General features: G+C 62.0%; 26 protein-coding genes. All 26 read right to left on the reverse strand.

The features are described from left to right. The coding region (locus GHO03_RS17580; protein ID WP_153400269.1) for a histidine kinase dimerization/phospho-acceptor domain-containing protein at positions 1-743 on the reverse strand (743 nt) is incomplete at its 3' end. Positions 744-848: 105 nt separating this feature from the next. After that, a complete protein-coding gene (gene ureC / locus GHO03_RS17585) occupies positions 849-2,549 on the reverse strand; it encodes an urease subunit alpha (protein ID WP_095025263.1) in 1,701 nt (566 codons plus the stop codon). 35 nt (positions 2,550-2,584) lie between these two features. Continuing rightward, a complete protein-coding gene (locus GHO03_RS17590; protein WP_095000999.1) occupies positions 2,585-2,893 on the reverse strand; it encodes an urease subunit beta in 309 nt (102 codons plus the stop codon). Beyond that, positions 2,890-3,423: a GNAT family N-acetyltransferase gene (locus GHO03_RS17595; protein WP_095017663.1), complete on the reverse strand. Its 534-nt coding sequence runs from the start codon at positions 3,421-3,423 to the stop codon at positions 2,890-2,892. The genes GHO03_RS17590 and GHO03_RS17595 overlap by 4 nt, the downstream gene beginning before the upstream one ends. After that, positions 3,420-3,953, reverse strand: a complete 534-nt coding sequence (locus tag GHO03_RS17600) for a GNAT family N-acetyltransferase (protein ID WP_095001001.1) — start codon at positions 3,951-3,953, stop codon at positions 3,420-3,422. Before GHO03_RS17600 ends, GHO03_RS17595 begins: the two co-directional genes overlap by 4 nt. 8 nt (positions 3,954-3,961) lie before the next feature. Further along, positions 3,962-4,264 (reverse strand): urease subunit gamma, encoded by a 303-nt coding sequence (ureA, locus tag GHO03_RS17605; RefSeq protein WP_016783355.1) that lies wholly within the window; start codon positions 4,262-4,264, stop codon positions 3,962-3,964. A gap of 81 nt (positions 4,265-4,345) precedes the next feature. Beyond that, positions 4,346-5,185, reverse strand: a complete 840-nt coding sequence (locus tag GHO03_RS17610; RefSeq protein WP_095017662.1) for an urease accessory protein UreD — start codon at positions 5,183-5,185, stop codon at positions 4,346-4,348. A 45-nt stretch (positions 5,186-5,230) separates the two neighbouring features. Continuing rightward, a complete protein-coding gene (urtE, locus tag GHO03_RS17615; RefSeq protein WP_153327714.1) occupies positions 5,231-5,929 on the reverse strand; it encodes an urea ABC transporter ATP-binding subunit UrtE in 699 nt (232 codons plus the stop codon). A 39-nt stretch (positions 5,930-5,968) separates the two neighbouring features. Further along, positions 5,969-6,817, reverse strand: a complete 849-nt coding sequence (gene urtD / locus GHO03_RS17620) for an urea ABC transporter ATP-binding protein UrtD (protein WP_095001004.1) — start codon at positions 6,815-6,817, stop codon at positions 5,969-5,971. Next, on the reverse strand, positions 6,814-7,893 hold the full coding sequence (gene urtC, locus GHO03_RS17625; RefSeq protein ID WP_095020797.1) for an urea ABC transporter permease subunit UrtC: 1,080 nt from the start codon (positions 7,891-7,893) through the stop codon (positions 6,814-6,816). Before urtC ends, urtD begins: the two co-directional genes overlap by 4 nt. Continuing rightward, the gene (gene urtB, locus GHO03_RS17630; protein ID WP_153400270.1) at positions 7,893-9,395 is read right to left on the reverse strand and encodes an urea ABC transporter permease subunit UrtB; all 1,503 of its coding nucleotides are present in this window, start codon (positions 9,393-9,395) and stop codon (positions 7,893-7,895) included. The genes urtC and urtB overlap by 1 nt, the downstream gene beginning before the upstream one ends. Positions 9,396-9,544: 149 nt before the next feature. Continuing rightward, entirely contained in the window at positions 9,545-10,810 is a 1,266-nt protein-coding gene (gene urtA, locus GHO03_RS17635; protein WP_095024330.1) for an urea ABC transporter substrate-binding protein, read from the reverse strand. Between the two features lie 223 nt (positions 10,811-11,033). Further along, complete coding sequence (locus GHO03_RS17640; RefSeq protein WP_095017658.1) at positions 11,034-12,044, reverse strand: iron ABC transporter permease; 1,011 nt, start codon at positions 12,042-12,044, stop codon at positions 11,034-11,036. Beyond that, positions 12,041-12,991 carry an ABC transporter substrate-binding protein gene (locus tag GHO03_RS17645; protein ID WP_153400271.1) on the reverse strand — a complete coding sequence of 317 codons (951 nt, stop codon included), beginning with the start codon at positions 12,989-12,991 and terminating at the stop codon, positions 12,041-12,043. Before GHO03_RS17645 ends, GHO03_RS17640 begins: the two co-directional genes overlap by 4 nt. Continuing rightward, complete coding sequence (locus GHO03_RS17650; RefSeq protein ID WP_153400272.1) at positions 12,988-13,776, reverse strand: ABC transporter ATP-binding protein; 789 nt, start codon at positions 13,774-13,776, stop codon at positions 12,988-12,990. Before GHO03_RS17650 ends, GHO03_RS17645 begins: the two co-directional genes overlap by 4 nt. Before the next feature lie 83 nt (positions 13,777-13,859). After that, positions 13,860-15,986 (reverse strand): TonB-dependent siderophore receptor, encoded by a 2,127-nt coding sequence (locus tag GHO03_RS17655; protein ID WP_095031347.1) that lies wholly within the window; start codon positions 15,984-15,986, stop codon positions 13,860-13,862. Positions 15,987-16,151: 165 nt separating this feature from the next. Beyond that, positions 16,152-17,528 carry a PepSY domain-containing protein gene (locus GHO03_RS17660; RefSeq protein ID WP_095001012.1) on the reverse strand — a complete coding sequence of 459 codons (1,377 nt, stop codon included), beginning with the start codon at positions 17,526-17,528 and terminating at the stop codon, positions 16,152-16,154. A gap of 159 nt (positions 17,529-17,687) precedes the next feature. After that, positions 17,688-19,745 (reverse strand): TonB-dependent copper receptor, encoded by a 2,058-nt coding sequence (locus tag GHO03_RS17665; protein WP_153400273.1) that lies wholly within the window; start codon positions 19,743-19,745, stop codon positions 17,688-17,690. A 101-nt stretch (positions 19,746-19,846) separates the two neighbouring features. After that, positions 19,847-20,212 (reverse strand): DUF2946 domain-containing protein, encoded by a 366-nt coding sequence (locus tag GHO03_RS17670; RefSeq protein ID WP_153400274.1) that lies wholly within the window; start codon positions 20,210-20,212, stop codon positions 19,847-19,849. A 48-nt stretch (positions 20,213-20,260) separates the two neighbouring features. Next, the gene (locus tag GHO03_RS17675) at positions 20,261-20,755 is read right to left on the reverse strand and encodes a copper chaperone PCu(A)C (protein WP_095025270.1); all 495 of its coding nucleotides are present in this window, start codon (positions 20,753-20,755) and stop codon (positions 20,261-20,263) included. A 48-nt stretch (positions 20,756-20,803) separates the two neighbouring features. Then, a complete protein-coding gene (locus GHO03_RS17680) occupies positions 20,804-21,202 on the reverse strand; it encodes a DUF2946 domain-containing protein (protein WP_095001016.1) in 399 nt (132 codons plus the stop codon). 109 nt (positions 21,203-21,311) lie between these two features. After that, positions 21,312-21,602 (reverse strand): addiction module antidote protein, encoded by a 291-nt coding sequence (locus tag GHO03_RS17685; RefSeq protein WP_095024324.1) that lies wholly within the window; start codon positions 21,600-21,602, stop codon positions 21,312-21,314. A gap of 3 nt (positions 21,603-21,605) precedes the next feature. Continuing rightward, on the reverse strand, positions 21,606-21,908 hold the full coding sequence (locus tag GHO03_RS17690; protein WP_095020804.1) for a type II toxin-antitoxin system RelE/ParE family toxin: 303 nt from the start codon (positions 21,906-21,908) through the stop codon (positions 21,606-21,608). A gap of 49 nt (positions 21,909-21,957) precedes the next feature. After that, on the reverse strand, positions 21,958-22,686 hold the full coding sequence (locus GHO03_RS17695) for a cobalt-precorrin-6A reductase (RefSeq protein ID WP_095024323.1): 729 nt from the start codon (positions 22,684-22,686) through the stop codon (positions 21,958-21,960). Further along, positions 22,683-23,780, reverse strand: coding sequence for a cobalt-precorrin-5B (C(1))-methyltransferase (locus GHO03_RS17700; protein WP_095024322.1), 1,098 nt, complete (start codon positions 23,778-23,780; stop codon positions 22,683-22,685). The genes GHO03_RS17695 and GHO03_RS17700 overlap by 4 nt, the downstream gene beginning before the upstream one ends. After that, positions 23,773-24,345: precorrin-6Y C5,15-methyltransferase (decarboxylating) subunit CbiT (cbiT, locus tag GHO03_RS17705; RefSeq protein WP_153400275.1), on the reverse strand; the 573-nt coding region annotated here is incomplete at its 5' end. The genes cbiT and GHO03_RS17700, both read right to left, overlap by 8 nt.

The following is a 24,345-nucleotide window of genomic DNA, read 5'->3' on the forward strand; positions in this document are numbered from 1 at the left end:
CAATCCGGTTGCCCGGCGCAGGCTTCATCCAGCGCCGCCTGGCAGGCCTGGGCAAGGTCCATCGGCTCGGGCTCGATCGGCAGGCTGGTGCCCAGACGGCTGCGCACAAACTCCAGCAGGTCATTGACCATCGCGCCCATATGCCGCGTGCCGTTTCTGATGGCTAGCAGATAAGGCTGCGCCGCAGGGTCAAGCCTGGTTTTGCGTTCCAGCATTTCACTGGACATGCTCACTGCCTGCAACGGTGCGCGCAGGTCATGACCCAGGATGGCAAGGAAGATGTCGCGTGAGCGATTGACCTGTTCGGCATAGGCCGCGGTGGACTCGGCCAGGGCCTGGTCAATGGCTTCGTTGAAGCGGATCATGTCGAGCAGGTGCTCGTGGGCCGGGGCCTGGATGCTGGCGACCCACAGGCGGATGACGCAGGCGCGCAGGTGGCGGAACTCCGAAGTCATCTGCACCAGATCAAAACCCACGGTATGGCGCAGTTCGCCGTGGCTGGCAGCTGCTTCATCCAGCGCAGGGCTCGTTTCGGGGCCTTCACCCTCGGCCTTGGCCTGCTGCTCGCTGGCCGTTTGCGCGGTGTTCATGTCCCGCGAGGCAGCCAGCAGGATTTCCCTGGCATGGTCGCGCAGCGCGACGCTGTTCATGGATTCGGCTGCCGGGGTGATGGTTTCGGCAAACTGCTCCCATTCATCGACGATGCGATCTACATTGAGCACGATGAATTCAGATAGGCCCATGGCCACACGCCTTGCTGCAAGAGCGGTTGTAAAAAATGGAGCCGCATCTTAACGCCAAATGCAGCGTTCCAGTACAACCGCCAATCCCCCTGCAAATACGGGGTGTCAGAACAGGAAGTAGCGCTGTGCCATCGGCAGGACCTCGGCCGGTTCACACCACAGCAATACACCGTCGGCCTTGACCTGATAGGTCTGCGGGTCGACTTCGATCGCGGGCAGATAGCCGTTGTGGATCAGATCCTTTTTCTGCACATCCCGGCAGCCCTTTACCACCGCGATTTGCTTTTGCAAACCCAGCGCTGCGGGGACGCCCGCGTCAAACGCGGCCTGGCTGATAAAGGTCAGGCAGGTGGCGTGGCGCGAGCCGCCGTAGCTGGCGAACATCGGGCGATAGTGAACCGGTTGCGGCGTGGGGATCGAGGCGTTGGCATCGCCCATCAGGCTTGCCGCAATGGCCCCGCCCTTGATGATCAACGTCGGTTTGACGCCGAAAAACGCCGGGCGCCACAGCACCAGGTCGGCCCACTTGCCGACTTCGATCGAGCCCACTTCATGGCTTACGCCATGGGTGATCGCCGGGTTGATGGTGTATTTGGCGATATAGCGCTTGGCGCGGAAGTTATCGTTGCCCGGTGCATCCTCAGGCAGCGGCCCGCGCTGTTTTTTCATCTTGTCGGCAGTTTGCCAGGTGCGCGTGATCACTTCGCCCACCCGGCCCATGGCCTGGCTGTCGGAGCTGATCATCGAGAACGCGCCCAGGTCATGGAGGATGTCTTCGGCGGCGATGGTCTCGCGGCGGATCCGGCTTTCGGCGAAAGCCACGTCCTCGGCGATGCTCGGGTCGAGGTGATGGCAGACCATCAGCATGTCGAGGTGTTCGTCGATGGTGTTGCGCGTAAAAGGCCGCGTCGGGTTGGTGGAGCTGGGCAGCACGTTGGTCAGGCCGCAAGCCTTGATGATGTCCGGCGCATGCCCGCCACCGGCACCTTCGGTGTGATAGGTGTGGATGGTGCGGCCCTTGAAGGCGGCGAGGGTGGTTTCGACAAAGCCCGACTCGTTCAGGGTGTCGCTGTGGATCGCCACTTGCACGTCATAGAGGTCGGCAACGGTCAGGCAGTTGTCGATGGACGCCGGGGTGGTGCCCCAGTCTTCGTGCAGCTTGAGGCCGATGGCTCCGGCTTCGACCTGTTCGATCAGCGGTTGCGGCAGGCTGGCGTTGCCCTTGCCGGTAAAGCCCATGTTCATCGGGAACGAATCGGCGGCCTGAAGCATGCGCGCCATGTGCCACGGCCCCGAAGTGCAGGTGGTGGCATTGGTGCCGGTGGCCGGGCCGGTACCGCCGCCGATCATGGTGGTCACGCCGCTGTTGAGCGCTTCTTCGATCTGTTGCGGGCAGATAAAGTGGATATGGGTGTCGATGCCGCCTGCGGTGAGGATCATGCCTTCGCCGGCGATCACTTCGGTGCTGGCGCCGATGGCGATGGTGACGTTGGGCTGGATATCCGGGTTGCCGGCCTTGCCGATGGCGTGGATGCGCCCGTTCTTGAGGCCCACATCGGCTTTGACGATGCCCCAGTGATCGATAATCAGCGCATTGGTGATCAGCGTGTCGACCACTTCACTGGCGAGCAGTTGGCTCTGCCCCATGCCGTCACGAATCACCTTGCCGCCACCGAACTTCACTTCTTCGCCGTAGGTGGTGAAGTCGTGCTCGACCTCAATCCACAACTCGGTGTCGGCCAGGCGGATCTTGTCGCCGACGGTGGGGCCGAACATGTCGGCGTAAGCCTGACGGGAGATTTTCATGGTGAGTTCCTAAAAATTGGTTCGGACCCTGTGGGTCAATCCAGATTGCCCATCACCCGCCCGGCGAAGCCGAACACCCGGCGCAGACCGGCCAGTTCCACCAGTTCCACTTCACGGGTTTGCCCCGGCTCGAAGCGCACGGCGGTGCCAGCCGGAATGTTCAGGCGCATGCCGCGACTGTCGCCACGGTCAAACATCAGGGCGTCGTTGGTTTCAAAAAAGTGATAATGCGAGCCGACCTGGATCGGGCGGTCGCCACGATTGGCTACGCTCAGGACCAGGGTGCGGCGGCCGACGTTCAGTTCGATCTCGCCCGACTCAATGCGGTATTCGCCCGGGATCATTGCGGCTCACTCAGGGTTTTGAAGTAGATGGCCGTGGGGCTGTAGTGGCCGTCGGGGCTTTGGCAGTAGTTGGGCAACTCGCCCACGCGGGTGTAGCCCAGGGCACTGTAGAAGTTCTCCGCCGGGGAGCCGGCTTCGGTGTCCAGGTGCAACAGGCCGCGCTTTTGCTCGCGGGCGCCTTGCTCCAGGGCGTGGATCAGTACCTGTCCCAGGCCGCGGCGACGCACTTCATTGAGCACCAGCAGTTTTTGCACCTCGGCACGGTTCAGGCCGTTGGCCTTCTGGCACAGCACCAGTTGCACGCTGGCCAGCACGCGCTGGTCTTCGACCAGTACCCACAGCAGCAGATTGCCTTGTTCCAGTTGCCCGTGAACTTCGTTGAAGTAACGGCTGGCCTGAGGCTGATCCAGGTCGTTCATGAAACCCACCGATGCACCGTGCCCGACCGCATCGAGCAGCAGCACAATCAAGTCATCGCGGTATTGAGCAAAGCTCTGCGCCGTCACGCGTACCACCTGTTCGGCGTTCATTGTGCGAGCTCCTTGGGCGGCAGGGCGCCGGGGTTAAGCATCAGTTGCATAAAAGTCAGGTCTAGCCAGCGGCCGAACTTGATCCCCACTTGCGGCATGCGCCCGCTGGTGACAAAGCCCAGTTGCCTGTGGACATGGATCGAGGCCGCGTTGGCGCCTTCGATGGCGGCGACCATCACATGCTTGTCACAGGCACGGGCGCGCTTGATCAACTCGGCCAGCAACTGTGGCCCGAGTTTTTTGCCGCGCTGCTCGGGGTGGATATACACCGAGTGCTCAACGGTATGGCGAAAGCCCTCGAACGGCCGCCAGTCGCCGAACGAGGCATAGCCCAGGGCTATATTGGTGTCGTCGACGATCACCAGAATCGGGTAACCCTGGGCCTGGCGTGCGTCGAACCACTGCTGGCGGTTGTCCAGGTCTACGGTGTTTTCGTTCCATATGGCCAGGGTGTTGAGCACCGCATCGTTGTAGATATCGCGAATCGCCGGCAGATCCGCCGCGACTGCATCACGAATGACATAAGACATGCTCGGCCTCAGGCGATGGGTTGGTGGACGGTGACCAGCTTGGTGCCATCCGGGAAGGTGGCTTCGACCTGGATATCGGGGATCATTTCCGGAATGCCTTCCATCACCTGGTCGCGGGTCAGCAGGGTGGTGCCGTAGTGCATCAGCTCGGCGACGGTGCGGCCATCGCGGGCACCTTCGAGCAGGGCTGCGGAGATATAGGCGATGGTTTCCGGGTAGTTGAGAATCACACCGCGGGCCAACCGCCGCTCGGCCAGCAGGCCGGCGGTGAAGATCAGCATCTTGTCTTTTTCGCGTGGAGTCAGGTCCATGGTCGGGTCCGTGTTCGGCAGTTAAAAATGAGTCGGGCCTTGGCCCTCACCCTAACCCTCTCCCAGAGGGTGAGGGGCTCTTCAGGTACTCCAGATGCGTGGCGCCAACGCCTCACGCCCCAGCAATGCCGGGCGCAGCAAGCGCCATAAATCGATCAGCCAGCTGCGCGCCTGCAAGGCTTCACTGGCCAGGCAGCGCGCTACCAGTAAACCCGGTAATTGAGTCAAATCACCGCGTACCGGGTTGGCCAGCGCGCGGCAGCGTTCCAGCAGCTCGGCACTGACTTCACCCGTTACCAGCAAGGTGGCAAACACCGGGTTGCCATCCAGGCCGATGGGCGAGTCCAGCAGCCCGTCGCCGCCTGCAATGCGCTGGCGTTCATGCCAGAGCAACTGGCCGTCGCGGCGGATATCCAGGCGTGACTGAAAATGCCCGTGCTCAAAACGCTCGCCGCTGGCCAGCCGCCCCAACGCCACCATGTCCCAGTAAAACAGCCGTGCATCGCCTGCAAGTTCGATACGGGTGGTGAGTTCGGCCTGGGCTGCGCTGAACACGATGGTTTCTTGCGGCAGCCATTCCAGGGTCGCGCCGGCAGCCACGTTCAATTCGACTGTCTGGTAAGCCGGGCCCGCCGCGCGATACCACTTGGCCGCGCCGGGGCTGGTCAATTGCGCCCAGGCATCGGGGCCGACGCTGGCGCTGATATTCAGTTGGTCACCCCCGGCAATCCCCCCCGGCGGGTGGACGATGATGTGCTGGCACACCTCGGGGCCTTCGGCGTACAAATGCTTTTGCACCCGCAACGGGCCGAGGTGGCGCCGCAGGGTAGGGCGGGTGCTGTCGCCAAAACGGCCATAGCCCAGCTCCAGCTCGGCGAGCCAGCTGGGGGTGAACAATGCGGTATTGGCCGGCAGGTTCATATGTAGGACTTCTTTGTAAGAAAAGCACCAGGAAAGAGGGACAGATTAAATCGTCACCAGCCCGCGCACACCCTCTGTTTGCATATTTTCGCCACGCCCCTGTTGCACGATTTCACCTCGCGACATCACCAGATACTGATCGGCGAGCTCCTCGGCAAAGTCATAAAACTGCTCCACCAGCAAAATCGCCATATCGCCGCGGGCGGCGAGCATTTTGATCACTGCGCCGATCTCCTTGATCACCGAGGGCTGGATGCCTTCGGTGGGCTCGTCGAGGATCAACAGACGCGGGCGGCTGGCCAGTGCGCGACCGATGGCCAGCTGTTGCTGCTGGCCGCCGGACAAATCGCCGCCGCGCCGGTGTTTCATTTGCAGCAGCACCGGGAACAGTTCGTAGATAAACGCCGGCACCTCTTTGGCCTCGGCGCCGGGAAAGCGTGACAGGCCCATCAGCAGGTTTTCTTCCACTGTCAGGCGCCCGAAAATCTCCCGGCCCTGGGGCACATAGGCGATCCCGGCGTGGACCCGCTGATGAGGCTTGAGCGTGGTGATGGGCTGGCCCTCCCACTGCACGCTGCCTTCCTTGACCGGCAACAGGCCCATCAGGCATTTGAGCAGGGTGGTCTTGCCCACGCCATTACGGCCGAGCAGGCAGGTGACTTCACCGACTTTGACCTCGAAGGACAGGCCGCGAAGGATATGGCTGCCGCCGTAGTATTGGTGCAGTTTTTCGACGTTAAGCATGTTCAGTTCTCTCCATGCCCCTGTGGGAGCGGGCAGTTTTCAGCGACCCAGGTAGACTTCGATCACCCGTTCATCCGCCTGCACCTGCTCCAGCGAGCCTTCGGCCAATACGCTGCCCTGGTGCAGCACGGTGACGTGGTCGGCAATCGAGCCGACAAAGCCCATGTCATGCTCCACCACCATCAGCGAATGTTTGCCCGCCAGGCTCTTGAACAGCTCGGCGGTGAATTCGGTTTCGGCATCGGTCATGCCCGCCACCGGCTCGTCGAGCAACAGCAGTTGCGGGTCCTGCATCAACAACATGCCGATTTCCAGAAACTGTTTCTGCCCGTGGGACAACAGCCCCGCAGGCCGCAGGGCCGAGCCGGTCAGGCGGATGGTATGCAGCACTTCGCCGATACGGTCCTTTTGCTCTCCTGTCAGTTTCGCGCGCAGGCTGGCCCACACCGACTTGTCGGTCTTCTGCGCCAGCTCCAGGTTCTCGAACACGCTCAGGGCCTCGAATACCGTGGGCTTCTGGAACTTGCGGCCAATCCCGGCCTGGGCGATCTGCACTTCGCTCATCTGGCGCAGGTCGAGGGTTTCGCCAAACCAGGCCTGGCCTTCGCTGGGCCGGGTCTTGCCGGTGATCACATCCATCATGGTGGTCTTGCCCGCACCATTGGGGCCGATGATGCAGCGCAGTTCACCGACGCCGATATACAGGTTGAGGTTGTTCAGGGCCTTGAAGCCATCGAAGCTGACGCTGATGTCTTCCAGGGTCAGGAGGGTGCCGTGGCGGGTGTTCAGGCCCGGCCCGGCGGCTTGTCCCAGGCCGATGGCGTCGCGACTGCTGCCAGCGTCCAGCACTGGTTCGAGCATGAATTCGGCGGTCGGTGTGATTCTCATTGTTCGCCCCTTTTCTTCAGCAAGCCGATCACGCCTTTTGGCAGGTACAGGGTCACGACGATAAACAGCGCCCCGAGAAAGAACAGCCAGTATTCGGGGAAGGCCACGGTAAACCAGCTTTTCATGCCATTGACCACGCCTGCCCCCAGCAGCGGGCCAATCAGGGTCCCGCGCCCGCCGAGGGCGACCCATACGGCGGCTTCGATGGAGTTGGTCGGCGACATTTCACCCGGGTTGATAATGCCCACCTGGGGCACATACAAGGCCCCGGCCAGGCCGCACAGCACGGCGCTCAGTACCCAGACGAACAGCTTGAAACCGCGCGGGTCGTAGCCGCAGAACATCAGGCGGTTTTCCGCGTCGCGCAGTGCGGTCAATACCCGGCCGAACTTGCTGCGCGCCAGTCGCCAGCCAAGGAACAGGCTGGTCACCAGCAGCAGCACGGTGGCCAAAAACAGCGCCGCGCGCGTGCCCGGCTCGGTGATGCCAAAGCCCAGAATACTGCGAAAATTGGTGAAGCCGTTGTTGCCGCCAAAGCCGGTTTCGTTGCGGAAAAACAGCAGCATTCCGGCGAAGGTCAGGGCCTGGGTCATGATCGAGAAGTACACGCCCTTGATCCGCGAGCGAAAGGCGAAAAAGCCGAACACCAGGGCCAGCAGGCCGGGGGCCAATACCACCAGACACATTGCCCACCAGAAATGCTCGGTACCGACCCAGTACCATGGCAGCTCGGTCCACGACAAAAAGGTCATAAAGGCCGGCAGCTCGTCGCCCGAGGCCTGGCGCATCAGGTACATACCCATTGCGTAACCGCCCAGGGCGAAGAACAGGCCATGGCCGAGCGACAGCAGCCCGGCGTAGCCCCAGACCAGATCCAGGGCCAGGGCGACAATGGCGTAGCAGAGAATCTTGCCCACCAGCGTCAGCGTGTAGGCCGAGACCTGCAACGGGCTGTCGGCGGGCAACAGCGAGAGCAGCGGCAGGGCCAGCAATACCAGCAGGACCAGAACGCCCACCAGTGTAGTGACCGCAGGTCCGGCCTTTTGTGCAGCAGTGACCATCAGAGGCTGATTCATCAGTCGATCACCCGTCCTTTAAGCGCGAAGAGCCCCTGCGGACGCTTCTGGATAAACAGAATGATCAGTCCCAGGATCAGGATTTTGCCCAGCACGGCACCGATCTGCGGTTCGAGGATCTTGTTGGCGATACCCAGGCCAAAGGCCGCATACACAGTACCGGCCAATTGGCCGACGCCGCCCAGCACCACCACCAGAAACGAGTCGATGATGTAGCCCTGTCCCAGATCCGGGCCCACGTTGCCGACCTGGCTCAAGGCCACGCCGCCAAGTCCGGCAATCCCCGAGCCCAGGCCGAAGGCGAGCATGTCCACGCGCCCGGTGGGTACACCGCAGCAGGCAGCCATGTTGCGGTTCTGGGTAACGGCGCGCACGTTGAGGCCCAAACGGGTCTTGTTCAGCAGCAGCCAGGTCAGTACCACCACGGCCAGGGCGAAGACGATGATCACCAGACGGTTATACGGCAACACCAGATTGGGCAGCACTTGCAGCCCGCCCGACAGCCAGGCCGGGTTGGCCACTTCGACGTTTTGTGCGCCGAACAGCACGCGTACCAGCTGGATCAAAATCAGGCTGATGCCCCAGGTGGCAAGCAATGTCTCCAGCGGGCGGCCGTAGAGGTGACGGATGATGGTGCGCTCCAGCAGCATGCCCACGGCTGCGGTAACGAAGAACGCCACGGGCAGGGCCAGCAGCGGGTAGAACTCGATGGCGCCGGGAGCAAAGCGCTGGAACAGCAACTGCACGCAGTAGGTGGAATAGGCGCCGAGCATCAGCATTTCGCCGTGGGCCATATTGATCACCCCCAGCAGGCCAAAGGTGATGGCCAGGCCGAGTGCAGCCAGCAGCAGGATCGATCCGAGGGACAAACCGCTGAACGCCTGCCCCAGCAGGTCGCCGATCAGCAGCTTGCGTTTGATTTGCACCAGGCTGGTTTCGGCGGCGGTGTGCACGCTGGCATCGGTTTCTACCCCTGGTTGCAGCAGGTTTTCGAGGCGGGTGCGGGCCAGCGGTTCGCCAGTTTCGCCCAGCAGGCGCACGGCGGCCAGACGCACGGCAGGGTTGGGGTCGACCAATTGCAGATTGGCCAGCGCCAGGCTTAATGCGTTGTGCACATCGCTGTCCTTTTCAGCGGCCAGTTGTTGGTCGAGGAAATTGAGTTGCGCCGGTTTGGCGGATTTCTGCAATTGTTGCGCTGCGCTCAAGCGCAGCTTGGGGTCGGCTGCCAGCAGTTGATGGCTGGCCAGTGCGGTATCGATCAAGCTGCGCAAGCGGTTGTTCAGGCGCAGGGTTTTAACCTGGCCGTCTACGCTGATCTGGCCTTGTTGCAGGCTATTGATCAGTTCGATGCGGGCGGGCGCGGGTTGTGCGGCCCAGCTTTCCAGGAGTTGGGCTTGCTGGGCGTTATTGGCTGCGGCGAAGTCGCTGGCGTCGTCGGCGTGGGCGGCCAGTGGCAGCAACAGCAGTAGCGCGACGATAACGCGGTAAAGGGCAGTGGGCATAGTTATGGCCTTGCACAGATAGAAGCAATTCAACACACCTGTGGGAGCGGGCTTGCTCGCGATGCAGGCAACGCGGTCTTTCAGTCAAACCGTGTTGACTGCATCGCGAGCAAGCCCGCTCCCACAAAAGCACAACGATGAGGCTGGCCTCAGTTACTCTTCACCGCGTAATCCGGCTTCTTGTCATTGCCCGGGATGTAAGGGCTCCACGGCTGGGCGCGGATCGGCCCTTCGGTCTGCCATACCACGCTGAACTGCCCGTCCGGCTGGATCTCGCCGATCATTACCGGCTTGTGCAGGTGATGGTTGGTCTTGTCCATCGTCAGGGTGTAGCCCGAAGGCGCGGCAAAGGTCTGGCCCGCCAGGGCTTCGCGCACCTTGTCGACATCGGTGGACTTGGCTTTTTCGGCCGCCTGGGCCCACATGTGAATGCCCACGTAGGTGGCTTCCATCGGGTCGTTGGTCACGGCCTTGTCGGCGCCCGGCAGGTTGTGTTTTTTGGCGTAGGCTTTCCAGTCAGCTACGAATTTGGCGTTGACCGGGTTCTCTACCGACTGGAAGTAGTTCCACGCCGCCAGGTTACCCACCAGCGGTTTGGTGTCGATGCCGCGCAGCTCCTCTTCACCCACCGAGAACGCGATCACCGGCACGTCGGTCGCTTTCAGGCCCTGGTTGGCCAGCTCTTTATAGAAGGGCACGTTGGAGTCACCGTTGACCGTGGAGATCACCGCTGTCTTGCCGCCCGCCGAGAACTTTTTGATATTGCCCACGATGGTCTGGTAGTCGCTGTGGCCAAACGGGGTGTAGACCTCTTCGATGTCCTTGTCGGCCACGCCTTTGGAATGCAGGAATGCGCGCAGGATCTTGTTGGTGGTGCGCGGGTACACGTAGTCGGTGCCCAGCAGCACAAAACGTTTGGCGCTGCCGCCGTCTTCGCTCATCAGGTATTCCACCGCTGGAATCGCTTGCTGGTTCGGCGCCGCGCCGGTGTAGAAGACGTTGGGCGACATCTCTTCGCCTTCGTATTGCACCGGGTAGAACAGCAGGCCGTTGAGTTCTTCAAACACCGGCAGTACCGATTTGCGCGACACCGATGTCCAGCAGCCGAACACCACCGCAACCTTGTCCTGAGTCAGCAACTGACGGCCCTTTTCGGCAAACAGTGGCCAGTTGGAGGCCGGGTCGACCACTACGGGTTCGAGCATCTTGCCGTTGACACCGCCCTTGGCGTTGATCTCGTCAATGGTCATCAGGGCCATGTCTTTGAGCGAGGTTTCGGAGATCGCCATGGTTCCGGACAACGAATGCAAAATCCCTACTTTGATGGTCTCGGCGGCTTGCACCGTCCAGGTCATGCCCATGGCTGCGATGGAGGCGCTCAGGGTGAAAGCCTTGATCAAGCTACGACGCTTCATGGTGCGATCTCCAGGTTTCTGATTTTTAGTGATGAATTCAATGACTGGAGAGGTCTTTAGCAAAGGCTGTGCCTATACCTGAAAAGGGCTCTGGAACAGTATTTTGCGCGAAGAGTGGGCGCGACGACGCACCCGTTTGGTGCCGCCGGGAAGGGGTGGTGCGGGGTTATGCTTCACCTTGGTGCTTTGCGGGTTTGACTCACTACCGCCCTGTCAGGCGGTGTTAGCGTTTGCGCATCAACCCGATAAAAAACAGCCCGCCAATCGCCGCCGTGGCCACGCCTATGGGCAGGTCTTCGGGGGCGATCAGGGTGCGTGCCGCCACGTCGACCCAGACCAGGAACACACTGCCCAGCAAGGCGGATACCGGCAGCAGACGTCGATGCTCCGCGCCCACCAGGCGGCGGGCGATATGCGGAATCATCAGCCCGACAAAACCAATGGAGCCACTGATGGCCACCAGCACGCCGGTCATCAGCGAGGCGATCAAAAATACCCGCAGGCGCACATTGCGCGCATTCAAGCCCAGGGTCACGGCGGTTTGTTCGCCGGCCATCAGGGCATTCAGCGGGCGTGCCATACCCAGCAGCAACACCAGCCCCAGCAGCACGCTGGCGCTGGGGATGGCCAGCAGCTCCCAGCGCGCCAGTCCCAGCCCGCCGAGCATCCAGAACAGCACCGCGGAACTGGCCCGGTGGTCGCCCAGAAACAGCAGGGTATTGGCCACGGCCATCATCACAAAGGATACGGCCACGCCGCACAACAGCAAACGGTCGCTGTCGAGCCGGCCGTGTCGGCTGGCGATGGCCAGTACCAGAGCCATGCTCAACAGCGCCCCGATAAATGCGGCAATGGGCAGGGTCAGCAGCCCGACGATTTCGCCCACATGCAGCACCACAATCACCGCACCCAGCGTGGCGCCGCTGGTCACACCCAGCAGGTGCGGGTCGGCCAGGGGGTTGCGGGTCACGGCCTGCAACACCGCGCCGATCAGTGCCAGCCCTGCGCCCACCAGCGCCCCCAGCAACATGCGCGGCACGCGGATCAGCCACACGATATGTTCCTGGCCCGCGCTCCAGTTAACGTCGCCGATGCCAAACAGCTTGTGCAGCAGAATCTGCCACACCACGTCCACTGGCACCCGCGCCGGGCCAAAACCCAGCGAAACCACACACGACACCAGCAGCAATGCGCCAAGACCAGTGAGCAACAGGGCGTAGCGGCTGGCTATCATTGCGGGTGAAAGCCTTTAGCCAGGGTTTCGATGGCGAGCACGTTGTCGATGCCCGGCGTGGCCTGCACATAAGGGATAACGATAAAGCGCTTGTTACGGATCGCGTCTACCGATTGCAGCGCCGGGTTGGTTTCCAGGAAGCGTTGTTTCTGCTCGGCGGTGACCTCGCTGTAATCAACGATCACGATGACTTCGGGGTTGCGCTCGACCACGGTTTCCCAATTGATACGGGTCCAGCTGGCGTCGATATCGCTGAGGATATCGTTGCCACCGGCGGCTTCGATCAATGCGTGGGGGATACCCAGTTTGCCCGAGGTCATGGCCCGGTCTTCACCGCTGTCATACAGGAAAGCCCGGGGCTTCGAGGTGGGCAGGGTGTTTTGGACGTCTGCAATTTTTGCCTGCATCTGGGCGATCAACGCACTGGCGCGATCCTGCACGTCGAAGATCCTGCCCAGGTTGCGCAGGTCGTTATAGGTGTCTTCCATGCTGGCGGGCGGGCGCTTCATCACAAATGCGCAGGACTCGGTCAGCTCATACACATTGATGCCCAGCGGGGTCAGGGTTTGCGGCGTGAGGTCGCCGCCCACCCGCATGCCGTAGTCCCAGCCGGCGAAGAAGAAATCGACGTTGGCATTGAGCAGGGTTTCCACTGACGGGTATTTGCTCGCCAGTTCCGGCAGACCATCGAGGATCACTTTCATCTGCGGGGTCACGGCCTTCCACCCGCTGATCCCGCTGTAGCCGGCCATGTGTGGCTTGAGACCGAGGGCGAGCATCATCTGGGTCATGTTGATGTCATGGCTGACCGCGTGTTTGGGGGGCTGGTCGAAGGTTACGTCGCGATTGCAACTCTTGATAGTCAGCGGGTACTCCGTGGCCTCGGCAAAGGCCAGGGGCGAGGCGAGCACTGCGCCCAGGCAGAGGGCGAAACGAATCAGGTTCATGCGTGGGTTATCCAGGTTATGCGCGGGTAGCCGGACAGCGGATGGTCGTCGATCAGGGCCGCCACGCCAAACACGTCGCGCAACAGCTCCACAGTCAAGACTTCACGGGGCGTGCCGCTGGCGATGATCTTGCCGTGGTCAATGACGTACAGCCGGTCACAAAAGGCAGCGGCCAGATTGAGGTCGTGGATGCTGGCCAGGGTGCCGATGTTCAGGCGCTTGACCAGTTGCAGCAACTCCAGCTGATAGCGCGGGTCGAGGTGATTGGTGGGCTCGTCGAGGATCAGCAGTTCGGGTTGCTGGGTCAGGGCACGGGCCAGGATCACCCGTTGTTTTTCGCCGCCCGAGAGGGTGGCGAAAGCGTGGTCTTCAAAACCCTGCAGGCCGACGGATGCGAGGGCGTTTGTGGCCAGTTGGCGATCAGCTTGGGTGTCGCCATCGAACAGGCCTTTGTGCGGGGTACGGCCCATGGCGACCACTTCATTGACGGTCAGGCCGAAAGTGTCGGGGAATTCTTGCAACACCACGGCGATGCGTTGCGCGCACCAGCGGGGTGATTGCTGCCAGAGATTGTGGCGGTCGAGCTGGACAGTGCCCGATTGCGGCTTGCTGAAACGGTAGGCGCAGCGCAACAGGCTGGTCTTGCCGCTGCCGTTGGGCCCGATCAGCCCCACAAACTCACCCGCCGCGACATGCAGGTTGGCATCACGCAGCTGGAACTGGTGATGGCAATGGCCGTGGCCCAGAGGGCTCCAGGCGAGCTGGGTGAGGGTGAGGCGGGTCATAAAAGTCCGGTTGTTCTTTAAAGTCAAAAGCCCCTCACCCTAGCCCTCTCCCTCCGGGAGAGGGCTAGGGTGAGGGCCAGCGGTTAAAAGGTGTAATCAGCCGTCACGAAAAACGAACGCGGTTCGCCCATGATCCATTGCTGGCCGCCATTGTATTGGGTTACGGCGTACTGGCGGTCGAACAAATTGTTCAAACGCAAACCCAGGGTGGTTTTGGGCATCGCTTTCCAGCTCACGCTGGCGTCTACCACGGTGTAGCTCGGCAGCTCGACGTTGTTGGCCATGTCGGCATAACGCGAGTCGACATAGCGCACGCCGGCACCGGCACTTACATCATCGTTGATGGCCTTGCTCAACCACAGATTGGCGGTGCGACGGGGTACGTCGGTGGGACGGTTGCCTTTGCGCGATACGCCTTCATCGTCGAACTTGTCGTACTGCGCGCGCACCACCGAGGCGTTGGCTTGCAACGCCCAGCGCTGCGGCAGTTGCAGGTCAAGGCTGGCTTCCAGGCCGCTGGAGGACTGCTCGCCCACTTGCAGCGTATTGCCCGGGATATTCGGGTCGGAGGTCAGCAGGTCTTTTTTGACGATGTGATAGGCCGCCAGGGTCCATTCGCCGCGCTGATCCCAGAACATCTGCTTGAAGCCGATTTCGGTCTGGCGCGCATGGGCCAGCTCGAAGTTTTGCTGCTTTTCGCTCAGGCTGATCAAGCCGCCCACGCCATCAACGCTGGTGGCTTGCTGGGCATAGATCGACATGTCCGGTGTCAGTTCGTATACCAACCCGACTTTCCAGCTGTTGGCCGACAGGCTGCGGTCAGTTCGAGTGGCGTCGCCATTGACCGCGAAGTCATCGCGGTCCAGATGCACGATATCGCGGCGCACGCCGGTGACCAGCGACAGTTGATCGCTCAGCTCGGTGCGGTTTTCGGCGAACAGCGAAACCTGTTGCGTGGTGGTGGTGTATTGATCGCGGTACGGCGAGTCACTTTCAAATTCGCCACGATCCGGGTGGTACAGGTCAATCGGCTGACCGTTTTCATTCACGTCTTTATACGGCGAGTTGCTGTGCAGGTTGAAGTGGATGCGGTTGTAATCCGCGCCCACCAGGGTTCTGCTTTCAAGGCCGAACAGGTCGTGGTTGAGGGTGAAGGTCTGGCGGTCGCCGACTTGTTCCTGCTCGTGCTTGATGCTGAAGTAGCCCCTGCGCAGCAAGGTCTGCTGGCTTTCATTCCAGGCGTGGTTTTCGGCGTTCTGCCAGCGGCGTTGGGCCTTGAGGTAATACAGCTCGTTGTTGGCACTGAGGGCGTCGTTGATCTGCCATTCAGTATTGAGGCGCGTCCACTGGTCGTTGTAATGCAGTTTTGCATCGCGCACGTTGTAGTTCTTGTCCCGCAGGCTCTGGTGATACCGGCCATTGATCAGCGGTACGCCGAAATCGTTTTGCGGCTCCTGATCGCCATAGTCGTGGCTCAGGGTAAACGCCAGGTCATCGCTGGCCTGCCAGCGCAGAGCGGCGCTGACAAAGGTGTTTTCGGAGTCGCCGTGGTCGATCCAGCCATTGCTCTGGACGTGGTTGATATTCAACCGATAGCTCAGGGTATCGGTCAGCGAGCCGCCGCTGTCGAGTGCCTGCTGGCGGGTGTCGTACGAGCCGTAGCCCACACGGACATGGTTTTCTATGGCACCGGAGAAGGGTTTTTTCGGGATTACGTTAATCACTGCGCCGGTAGCGCCTTCGCCATACAGCACCGAGGCCGGGCCGCGCAGCACGTCGATGCGTTCCACCGACCAGTCGTCCACCGGGAAGGTCACGGTACCCGCGCCGCTGTACATGCGTACGCCGTCATAGAGCTGCATCACCGAGCCTTCGCCGACAAAACCCCGGGCCGAATAGGCGGAGCCGCCGTTACCCGGTGTGCCGGTGTTGCTGATGCCGGTCGTGCGGGTCACGGCGTCCTGCACGCTGCGGTCGCCACGGGCGCGGATTTGCGCGCCGGTCAGGCTTTCAACGCTGGCAGGCGTTTCGAGACCGGTAAGGTTCAGGCGTGAGCCGGCGCTGGTGGCGGTCTTGAGGTCGATGCTTTCAATCTCGACTTCAGGCGCGGTAACGCTCGCGGCAGGCAGCATCAGAGAGGGGGCGGCGTCATCGGCCTGGGCGCTGTTCAGCGCCAGCAGGCAGAGACTGGACAAAAAGTACTTGTTCATCAGGGCAGTGAGTCGCTTATTTCAGAGGGTGTCCCCGCTGCCTCCTGGCGGCGGGTGATGGAGCTTAAATGGTTTTGTTATACAGTAACACTTATTTCGCGCATGATATTGGCGTGCCATTATAGGGGTGGCTCTGCAATGCGCCTCTCGGATGGTTCATGCTGGTTATGAAAGGCGCTCATCCGGCCGTAGTTTGCGCACCATCAGCCATAACCGGTCGAGCCCCCACACTGCGATCAACGAGGCGCCCACCAGCGGGAACGCGATAGCCAGAGCGAGCATGATGGCAACGCCGGCCTTCCAGGTCGGCAGGTCGTGACGCAGCGGCGGAACCCCCAAACCGCCTTGCGGGCGACGCTTCCACCAGATCACCAGGCCGCTTACGGAACTGAGCAGGATCATCAGGCACACCAGCAGCATCACGATCTGGTTGAGCGGGCCAAACAACTTGCCTTCGTGCAGCATCACGCCCATTTCGGTGGCGCGGGCGACATTGCTGTAATGCTGCCAACGCACGTCGGCCAGTACCGTGCCAGTGTATTGATCGACATGCAGGGTGGCGTCGTTACGCGGGTCGTCGGCGAAGACGGCAATGGTGAATACGCCGGTGGCGGTGGTCGGCAGGGTGATGCTGTAGCCGGCCTCGACCTGGCGGGCCGTGGCGGTGTCGACCACCGCTTGCAGGGTGATGCCGGGGGCGGCGGGGCCTGAGGTGTGCGCGGCGTGGGCCATATGTTCGGCGTGGGCGCCGGAGACCGGCATCGGTGTGTTTTCCATTGCCCAGGGCACGGTCTGGCGGTTGGCGGTATTGAGGCTGCGGGCCTCGATATCAGACTTCGGCACGTCGTTCCACATGGCTACCGGGAAACGGTTCCATAGGTCGGCATATTGCTTGCCCCAGAAGCCGGTCCAGGTCATGCCGCTGATCAACATGAACAGCAGCAAGGCGGCCCCCCAGAACCCTGTGACAACGTGAAGGTCGCGCCATAGCACGCGCCCGCGCCTGCTCAGGCGCGGCCATAGAATTCCGGCAGCCGATTGCCCCCGCGGCCACCACAGGAACAGGCCGGACACCACCAGCACCACGCCCCAGCCAGCGGCCAGTTCCACCAGCCGGTCGCCGAGGGTGCCGATCATCAATTCGCCGTGCAGGGCGCGCGCCACGGCTTGCAGGTTGAGCTTGGCATCCTGCTCGCCCAGCACCTGGCCGGTGTAGGGGTTGATAAACACATTGAGCTCGTGCCCGCCGTTGTGAACCACGAACTGGCCGCTGCGTTGCGGATTGATCGGCGGCAGGTACTGGCTGATATGGCCCTGTGGATAAGTGGCCTGCACACGGCTGAGTTGCTCATCGGCGCTGAGGCTGTGATGGGCCGGGGTGACGTTGAGCAGATGGTCGTACAGCAGTGGATCAAGCTGGGGTTTGAACAGGTAAATGATCCCGGTCAGAGCCAGCAGGATCATAAACGGGGCGACAAACAACCCGGCGTAGAAATGCCAGCGCCAGGCCAGGTTGTAGAAAGACGGTGTTGGTCGGCTCATGTGAGCGGCTCCGCAAGGTTGAAATTGTTGTCGTCAGCAAAGACCCTCACCCTAGCCCTCTCCCAGAGGGAGAGGGGACTGACCGCTGCGGGTTCAAGCACGGCGCAAATCAGCTCCCTCTCCCTCCGGGAGAGGGTTGGGGTGAGGGCTGGCGGTTTGTCAGAAACTCACATCCACCTTGGTCCACAGCGTGCGGCCCGGTTCATTGATGGCGCGCGGGTCATTGGCCGGGTAGCCGTAACCGGCGTTGCCCGCCATGTTCAGGTGCTCGCTGTAGTTTTTGTCCAGCAGGTTGTCGACCCCGGCGCTGACCTTGAGGTTTTTGTTGATGCGGTATGCACCGTTCAACGAGAACACGCCAAAGCCGGCACTTTTGCCAAAATCCTTGCCGACCACATTGCCCGCGTTGCGGTCTATGCGGTCCTGGCGCGCCACGACGCGCCACAGGGCGCCGGCACTCCAGTCGTCTTCGCTGTAGGTCAGGCCCAGGCGGGTGTCCAGCGGCGGCATTTGCGGCAGGGCCTTGCCATCGCTGGTGTTCTTGCCCCAGGCGTAGGCCAGGGTGGCGTCGGCTTTCCAGTTTGACGTCAACTGATACGCCGCGCCCAACTCGCCGCCCATGACCCGGGCGTTGATGTTTTGCGCTTGGGATGAGCCCTTGGCATAGTCGAACAGGATGTAGTCGCGAATCTCGCCGGCGTACACCGAGGCCCAGGCCTCCAGGGTGTCGGTCTTGTATTGCAGGCCCGCATCGAGCTGCGTGGTTTTCTCGGGCTTGATGGCGTCGAATGCATTCACCGAACCGGTCGGGCCGGAGCTCGGCGAAAACAGCTCCCAGTAATCGGGGAAGCGCTGAGTGTGGCCCAGCCCGGCGTACAGGGTGGTCGGGCTGTCGCTCAGGTCATGCTCGTAACGCACAAAACCGCTGGGCAGGGTGTCGGCGCGGGTCTTGTCCAGGGTCGGGTTGGGCTTGCTCATCATCCCCGAGCCGAGTCGGGCGCGGTAATCCTTGGCGGATGCGCGGTCAAGACGAGCACCGGTAATCAGCCGGTCGCGCTCGGCGGCGTACCAGGTCAACTCGCCAAAGGCGCCGTAGTTGTGGAAATCGGCGTCCTTGCTCCAGTTCTGGTCCTTGTAGGTATCGATGCCCATGCCCATGCGTTTGCGGTGTTCGTTGGTCTGCGCATCGATGCCGCTGATTAGCTGGTAATCGGCCCAGCGCCAGGTGGCCTTGATCCGCGCACCGAGGGTGCGGCGGTCGACGTTGGACGCCATCGGCCCTGCCATCATGCCGGTGCCCGACGGGGTACGCAGTGTGTAGTTGTCCATCACATGGTCGGCGTAGTTGTAGTAGACCTGGGCTTCGATCTTGTCGAGAACGTCGCCGATATTGGACTTTTCAAAGCGCAGTCCCAGGCTTTCGCGCTTGTACTGGCTGCCGTCCATGCCGCGTCCGGCCGAGCGCGCTTCACCGTCGCCCTTGCCGGCGGTGAGTTCCAGCAGGGTGTCGGCGTCCGGGGTCCAGCCCAGGGCAATGTCGCCGTTCCATTTGTCGTAACGCGACGGCACGGTGTCGCCGTTGCCGTCCTTGTAGTCATCGGCATGGGCGGTGTTGCCGATGACCCGCACATAGCCCAGCGGGCCACCGGCGGCGGCATCGATGGTTTTGTCGAAGCGCCCGTTGGAACCCGCCAGCAGGCTGGCATTGACCCGTGTGCCCAGTTCGCCGAAATGCTCGGGCTCGCGTTCGAAGAGGATGGTGCCCGCCGAGGCGCCCGGGCCCCAGAGCACGGTTTGCGGGCCTTTGATCACCGTGAGCTGGTCGTAGGTTTCCGGCGAGATGTAGGAGGTGGGTGCGTCCATGCGCCCGGGACAGGCGCCGAGCATCATGCCGCCGTTGGTAAGGATATTCAGGCGCGAGCCGAACATGCCGCGCAGCACCGGGTCGCCATTGGTGCCGCCGTTGCGGATCAGGGCGAAGCCGGGGATGGTCTTGAGGTAGTCGCCGCCGTCACTGGCAGGCACGGGCTGGCGCGGGTCCTTGGGGTTGGTGACGATGGTCAGCGGTGAGCTGGGGGCGAGGGCGGTGATCACCAACGGGCTCAGCTCATTGCTGTGCCTGGCATGTTCGTCGGCCACAGCGGTGGTTGCCAGAATCGCACAGCACAGGGTGCTGAGGGTAAAGGGCAAACGGGAGGCAGCAGTAAAGCGGGACATAGACATTCCAATAGTCAGACGAATACAACTCGGCCACGCACCTGCGACTGTCTGAAACAGTGAATGCAGGTCGGCCAGATGATGTGTTGTGGTGTCGGTAGCTAAAGGAATACGGGAGGCGCGCGGGAGCGGGAGCCGGGGAAGACCGGTTGCCGGGCATGGCCCAGGCGGGGATTGGCGGCCAGGTAACTACGGGGTTCTGGTGAGTTATAGAGGGTCATGCCCGGGGGGCCGGGCAAGGCCGGGCAACTGAACAGCAGGGTGCAGTAGCCGCACTTTTCCCAGATGGCATGGTGGTCGGCTGAAGGCTGTTCATGTTCGGCGTGCGCAGACATGTCCATGCCCATATCCATCGACATGGGCATGGAGGCGTGATGATCCATCGGCATCGCCTGGGAAATCAGCGGGCCGATAAAAATCATCAACATGGCAAACAGGCTCAGCCAACTGCCGCGAATGTGCGACATGGAGTGCCTGGCGCGAGGTTCGCGCACGGGGATCAGCAACCTTGGCCGTTAGTGGGCGTGCATGTGTTCCATGCTGTCTTCAGGTGCCTGCTTCTGCACATTGACCTCAACCGGCACGGCGCCGGCTTTTTCAAAATGCAGGGTCAGCGGGAAGTGCTTGCCGTCCTGCAGCAGGCTGCGGTCCTTGAGACCGAACATCATCACGTGGTACGCCATGGGTGCAAAGGTGACGGTGCCGCCGGGCGGCACTTCGACGCTGGCCACGGGCAGCATCTTCATCAAGTCGCCTTCCATGATGTGCTGGTGCAGTTCGGCCTTATCGGCAATCGGCGTGTCGACACTGACCAGCCGATCGGCCGTGCTGCCGGTGTTGTGAATGATGAAATACGCGGCCACGGTGGGCGCATTGGGCGGCAGTTCCTGGGACCACGGGTGGGCGATTTCGAGGTCGCCGCTTTTGTATTCGTGGGCGTTGGCAAAACAGGCAGGCAGCAACACAGCCGCCGCAATCACGACGTGCTTGAACAGGGAAAGGTTCAACATGGCAATTCTCCGGAACGATTCAAAACGCAAAGGGGTTGCGAGGAAGAATCAGACCAGGGGCGATGCGCGGGGGTTGAGGCTCGGCCATTGCTGGCGCGGGGTGGGGCGCTTGAGGTGATCCGGGACCAGGCTGTGGCCCCGCTCGATGGCGGCAAAGTAGAGCTTGGGAATATGCGCGGGCAGCGCCACCACCGGCGCGGCGCCCGAGCAGCACCAGCAATGCTGCATGGTGGAATGATCGTCATGCTGGTTGTCGGCGGGCTCGAACGTGCCCAGCGATACGGCGACCATCTTGGTGCCGGTGGAGGAGCAGAAGCTGCTCCACATGAACTGCTCGGTGGGCCCTCGCTCAACGGATTGGGTCGCCCCGGCCATCGACATGGCGAGCATGTTGAACAGCACTGCAAAGCAGGCGATCCAGGCAAATGCAAACCGTTGTCGGGACATGACGAATTCCGTGAGTGGAGCGATCAAGGGGCTATTTAGCCTGAATGCTCGGCGTAAGTAAAAAGTGCGGGTGTGGCGAAGTGTCGCGATCGGCCAGTACGCGCAAATTTCAGGCTGCTGTGGCATGCAGCTTGAGCCCCAGCGCCTTCATCACTTTGATGATAGTCGCGAACTCGGGGTTGCCCTTGCTGCCCAGGGCCTTGTACAGGCTTTCACGGCCCAGCCCGGCTTCGCGGGCGATTTGAGTCATACCTTGGGCGCGGGCGATATCGTTGAGCGCCGCTCGGATCAGACTGCCGTCGCCGGGGTCCTCTTCGAAACAGGCGTCCAGGTAAGCCGCCATATCCTCCGGGGACTTCAGGTAGTCAACGGTATCGAAACGGGTAAGTTGCTCGGTCATGCGTCAGTCCTCATTACCCAGTGTGTGTGCCATTTGTTTTGCGCGTTTTATATCTCGTGTCTGGGTGGTTTTATCGCCGCCAACAAGCAGCAGGTAGAACACTTCGCCTTTGCGGGTGTAATAGACTCGATAACCGGGCCCGCAGTGAATCCGCATTTCGTAAACACCGCCACCGACGCACTCGCAGTCGGCGAAGTGACCCAAACCGGCTGCTTTCAGGCGAGCAAGAATGCGGGCTTGCCCGGTTTTGTCTTTAAGTGCGCCCAACCATTTGGCGAATTCGCGTGTTTGTTCGAAAGTGATCATGGGGCATGATCGTATTCTGAAGGATACACCATCGCCAGCTTTTACACATTCACAAATAATTCCCCTGCGCCAACCCTTCCATCAGCTCCTCGACCGTCCGGAACTCCCGATCCACCTGCGCCAGCGTCGGCCGCTTGAGGATCAACACCGGCACTGCGCGCTCGCGGGCAACTTGCAGCTTGGGTTCGGTGGCGCTGCTGCCGCTGTTTTTGCTGATCAATACGTCGATGCGCCGTTGTGCAAACAACAGGCGTTCGTCATCGATGAGGAACGGCCCGCGTGCGCCAATCACGTCGCAGCGTGCAGTGCCGGGGTAAGCGTCGAGGGCGCGCAGGGTCCAGAACTGCTCTGGCGGAATTTCGTGCAGGTGCTCCAGCGGCTCACGGCCCAAGGTGAACAAGGGGCGCTGGAAGGTGGCGAGCGCTTCGATCAGTTCGCTCCAATCTGCCACTTCACGCCAGTCATCGCCCGTCTGCGCCACCCAGGCCTGGCGGCGCAGCGCCCAGCACGGGATGCCACTGGCAGCAGCAGCGAGGGCCGCGTTATGGCTGATTTTCGCCGCGTAGGGGTGGGTGGCGTCCAGCAGGATGTCGATGCGCTGTTCGCGGATGTACTGCGCCAAACCTTCAGCGCCGCCATATCCGCCCACCCGTACCTCGCAGGTCAGGTCCGTCGGTACCCGGCCAACCCCGGCCAGGCTGTAGACATGCTGCGGGCCCAGGGTACGGGCAATGGCCAGCGCCTCGGTGACGCCGCCCAATAACAAAATACGTTTCATGCAAAGGCTCCGGCGTGACCGACAATCCCGCCCTGGCGGTCGATGGCAAACACTTCGACCTGTACCTGGGCCGGCACCACGCTGCGGGCAAAGTCCAGAGCGTGCTGGCACACCGCATCGCCCAACGCGATACCGGCCGCACTGGCCATCGCCAGGGCTTGCTGGCTGGTGTTGGCCTGGCGGATGGCCTCCTGGAGTGGATGGTCGGCCCCGATATCCGCTGCCCATTGGGCCAGTTGCGGCAGGTCGATGCTGGAATGGCGACTGTGCAGGTCCATATGCCCGGCGGCCAGTTTGCTGATCTTGCCGAAACCGCCGCAAATGCTCAGTTTATCCACAGGCACTTTGCGCAGATGCTTGAGCACTGCGCCGACAAAGTCGCCCATTTCGATCAGGGCGATTTCCGGCAAGTTGTAGACCCGGCGCATGGTGTCTTCGCTGGCATTGCCGGTGCAGGCGGCAATATGCAGGTAACCGTTGGTCTTGGCGACGTCTATGCCCTGGTGGATAGAGGCGATATAAGCCGCGCAGGAAAACGGCCGCACGATGCCGCTGGTGCCCAGGATCGACAGCCCGCCGAGAATCCCCAGGCGCGGGTTCATGGTTTTCAGGGCCAGGGCTTCGCCGTCCTGTACGTTGACAGTCACTTCAAAGCCACCGCCGTAACCCAGTTCGGTGGCAAGTTGCTGCAGGTGCTCGGTGATCATTTTGCGTGGCACCGGGTTGATCGCCGGCTCGCCCACGTTCAATACCAGACCCGGGCGGGTTACGGTGCCGACACCTTGCCCGGCAACAAAGCCAATGCCCGGTTCCGGTCGCAAGCGCACCCGTGAATAGAGCAGTGCGCCGTGGGTCACGTCGGGATCGTCGCCGGCGTCCTTGATGGTGCCCGCTTCGGCGCCGTCTTCCCACAGACGGCAGAACTCCAGGCGCATTTGCACCTGTTTACCCTTGGGCAAAGTGATTTGCACGGCGTCGTTACACACGCCGCCCAGCAGCAGGCGGGCAGCGGCCAGGCTGGTGGCGGTGGCGCAGCTGCCGGTGGTCAGGCCGCTGCGCAGGGGGGCGGGTTGTTCGGCAGTTTCGTCACGCATCGAGAGGCTTGGTCATGTCCAGAAGGGTAATCGGCAACGCCTGACGCCAGGTGTCGAATTCACCCAGGGGCTGGGCCTGGGCAATATGGATGCGGGTCAGTTCGCCGCCGTGGCGCTCGCGCCAGCTCATCAGCAGCATTTCGCTTTGCAGGGTGACGGCATTGGCCACCAGCCGCCCGCCGGGCTTGAGTCGCTGCCAGCAGGTGTCGAGCACGCCTTCGCGGGTTACGCCGCCACCGATAAAAATCGCGTCCGGGGGCTCCAGACCGTCAAGAGCCTGGGGTGCCTTGCCGCGAATCAGTTGCAGGCCGGGCACACCAAGGGTATCGCGGTTACGTTCGATCAGTTGCTGGCGGCCTTCGTCGGCTTCAATCGCCAAGGTGCGGCAACTCGGCCAGGTACGCATCCACTCGATGCCGATCGAGCCGCTGCCCGCGCCTACGTCCCACAGCAATTGGCCTGGCAGTGGCGCGAGGCGGGCGAGGGTTACGGCGCGCACATCGCGCTTGGTCAACTGGCCATCATGCTCGAACGCGCTGTCGGGCAGCCCACCGATACGTGACAG

This window comes from Pseudomonas sp. FSL R10-1339, assembly GCF_009600545.1.
GTDB classification, from domain to species: domain Bacteria; phylum Pseudomonadota; class Gammaproteobacteria; order Pseudomonadales; family Pseudomonadaceae; genus Aquipseudomonas; species Aquipseudomonas bubulae.

What these genes read in the sequence shown, in the direction of transcription:
- ureA (WP_016783355.1), bottom strand. Translation starts at nt 4,264, where the DNA reads ATGGACCTGACTCCACGCGAAAAAGACAAGATGCTGATCTTCACCGCC.
- urtC (WP_095020797.1), bottom strand. Translation starts at nt 7,893, where the DNA reads ATGAATCAGCCTCTGATGGTCACTGCTGCACAAAAGGCCGGACCTGCG.
- GHO03_RS17600 (WP_095001001.1), bottom strand. Translation starts at nt 3,953, where the DNA reads ATGTCTTATGTCATTCGTGATGCAGTCGCGGCGGATCTGCCGGCGATT.
- urtB (WP_153400270.1), bottom strand. Translation starts at nt 9,395, where the DNA reads ATGCCCACTGCCCTTTACCGCGTTATCGTCGCGCTACTGCTGTTGCTG.
- GHO03_RS17645 (WP_153400271.1), bottom strand. Translation starts at nt 12,991, where the DNA reads ATGAACCTGATTCGTTTCGCCCTCTGCCTGGGCGCAGTGCTCGCCTCG.
- GHO03_RS17665 (WP_153400273.1), bottom strand. Translation starts at nt 19,745, where the DNA reads ATGTCCCGCTTTACTGCTGCCTCCCGTTTGCCCTTTACCCTCAGCACC.
- GHO03_RS17610 (WP_095017662.1), bottom strand. Translation starts at nt 5,185, where the DNA reads ATGAACCTGCCGGCCAATACCGCATTGTTCACCCCCAGCTGGCTCGCC.
- urtD (WP_095001004.1), bottom strand. Translation starts at nt 6,817, where the DNA reads ATGAGAATCACACCGACCGCCGAATTCATGCTCGAACCAGTGCTGGAC.
- GHO03_RS17650 (WP_153400272.1), bottom strand. Translation starts at nt 13,776, where the DNA reads ATGACCCGCCTCACCCTCACCCAGCTCGCCTGGAGCCCTCTGGGCCAC.
- GHO03_RS17660 (WP_095001012.1), bottom strand. Translation starts at nt 17,528, where the DNA reads ATGAGCCGACCAACACCGTCTTTCTACAACCTGGCCTGGCGCTGGCAT.
- GHO03_RS17675 (WP_095025270.1), bottom strand. Translation starts at nt 20,755, where the DNA reads ATGTTGAACCTTTCCCTGTTCAAGCACGTCGTGATTGCGGCGGCTGTG.
- GHO03_RS17685 (WP_095024324.1), bottom strand. Translation starts at nt 21,602, where the DNA reads ATGACCGAGCAACTTACCCGTTTCGATACCGTTGACTACCTGAAGTCC.
- GHO03_RS17590 (WP_095000999.1), bottom strand. Translation starts at nt 2,893, where the DNA reads ATGATCCCGGGCGAATACCGCATTGAGTCGGGCGAGATCGAACTGAAC.
- GHO03_RS17680 (WP_095001016.1), bottom strand. Translation starts at nt 21,202, where the DNA reads ATGTCCCGACAACGGTTTGCATTTGCCTGGATCGCCTGCTTTGCAGTG.
- GHO03_RS17700 (WP_095024322.1), bottom strand. Translation starts at nt 23,780, where the DNA reads ATGCGTGACGAAACTGCCGAACAACCCGCCCCCCTGCGCAGCGGCCTG.
- GHO03_RS17595 (WP_095017663.1), bottom strand. Translation starts at nt 3,423, where the DNA reads ATGAACGCCGAACAGGTGGTACGCGTGACGGCGCAGAGCTTTGCTCAA.
- GHO03_RS17670 (WP_153400274.1), bottom strand. Translation starts at nt 20,212, where the DNA reads ATGTCGCACATTCGCGGCAGTTGGCTGAGCCTGTTTGCCATGTTGATG.
- urtE (WP_153327714.1), bottom strand. Translation starts at nt 5,929, where the DNA reads ATGCTTAACGTCGAAAAACTGCACCAATACTACGGCGGCAGCCATATC.
- GHO03_RS17640 (WP_095017658.1), bottom strand. Translation starts at nt 12,044, where the DNA reads ATGATAGCCAGCCGCTACGCCCTGTTGCTCACTGGTCTTGGCGCATTG.
- GHO03_RS17695 (WP_095024323.1), bottom strand. Translation starts at nt 22,686, where the DNA reads ATGAAACGTATTTTGTTATTGGGCGGCGTCACCGAGGCGCTGGCCATT.
- GHO03_RS17690 (WP_095020804.1), bottom strand. Translation starts at nt 21,908, where the DNA reads ATGATCACTTTCGAACAAACACGCGAATTCGCCAAATGGTTGGGCGCA.
- GHO03_RS17655 (WP_095031347.1), bottom strand. Translation starts at nt 15,986, where the DNA reads ATGAACAAGTACTTTTTGTCCAGTCTCTGCCTGCTGGCGCTGAACAGC.
- ureC (WP_095025263.1), bottom strand. Translation starts at nt 2,549, where the DNA reads ATGAAAATCTCCCGTCAGGCTTACGCCGACATGTTCGGCCCCACCGTC.
- urtA (WP_095024330.1), bottom strand. Translation starts at nt 10,810, where the DNA reads ATGAAGCGTCGTAGCTTGATCAAGGCTTTCACCCTGAGCGCCTCCATC.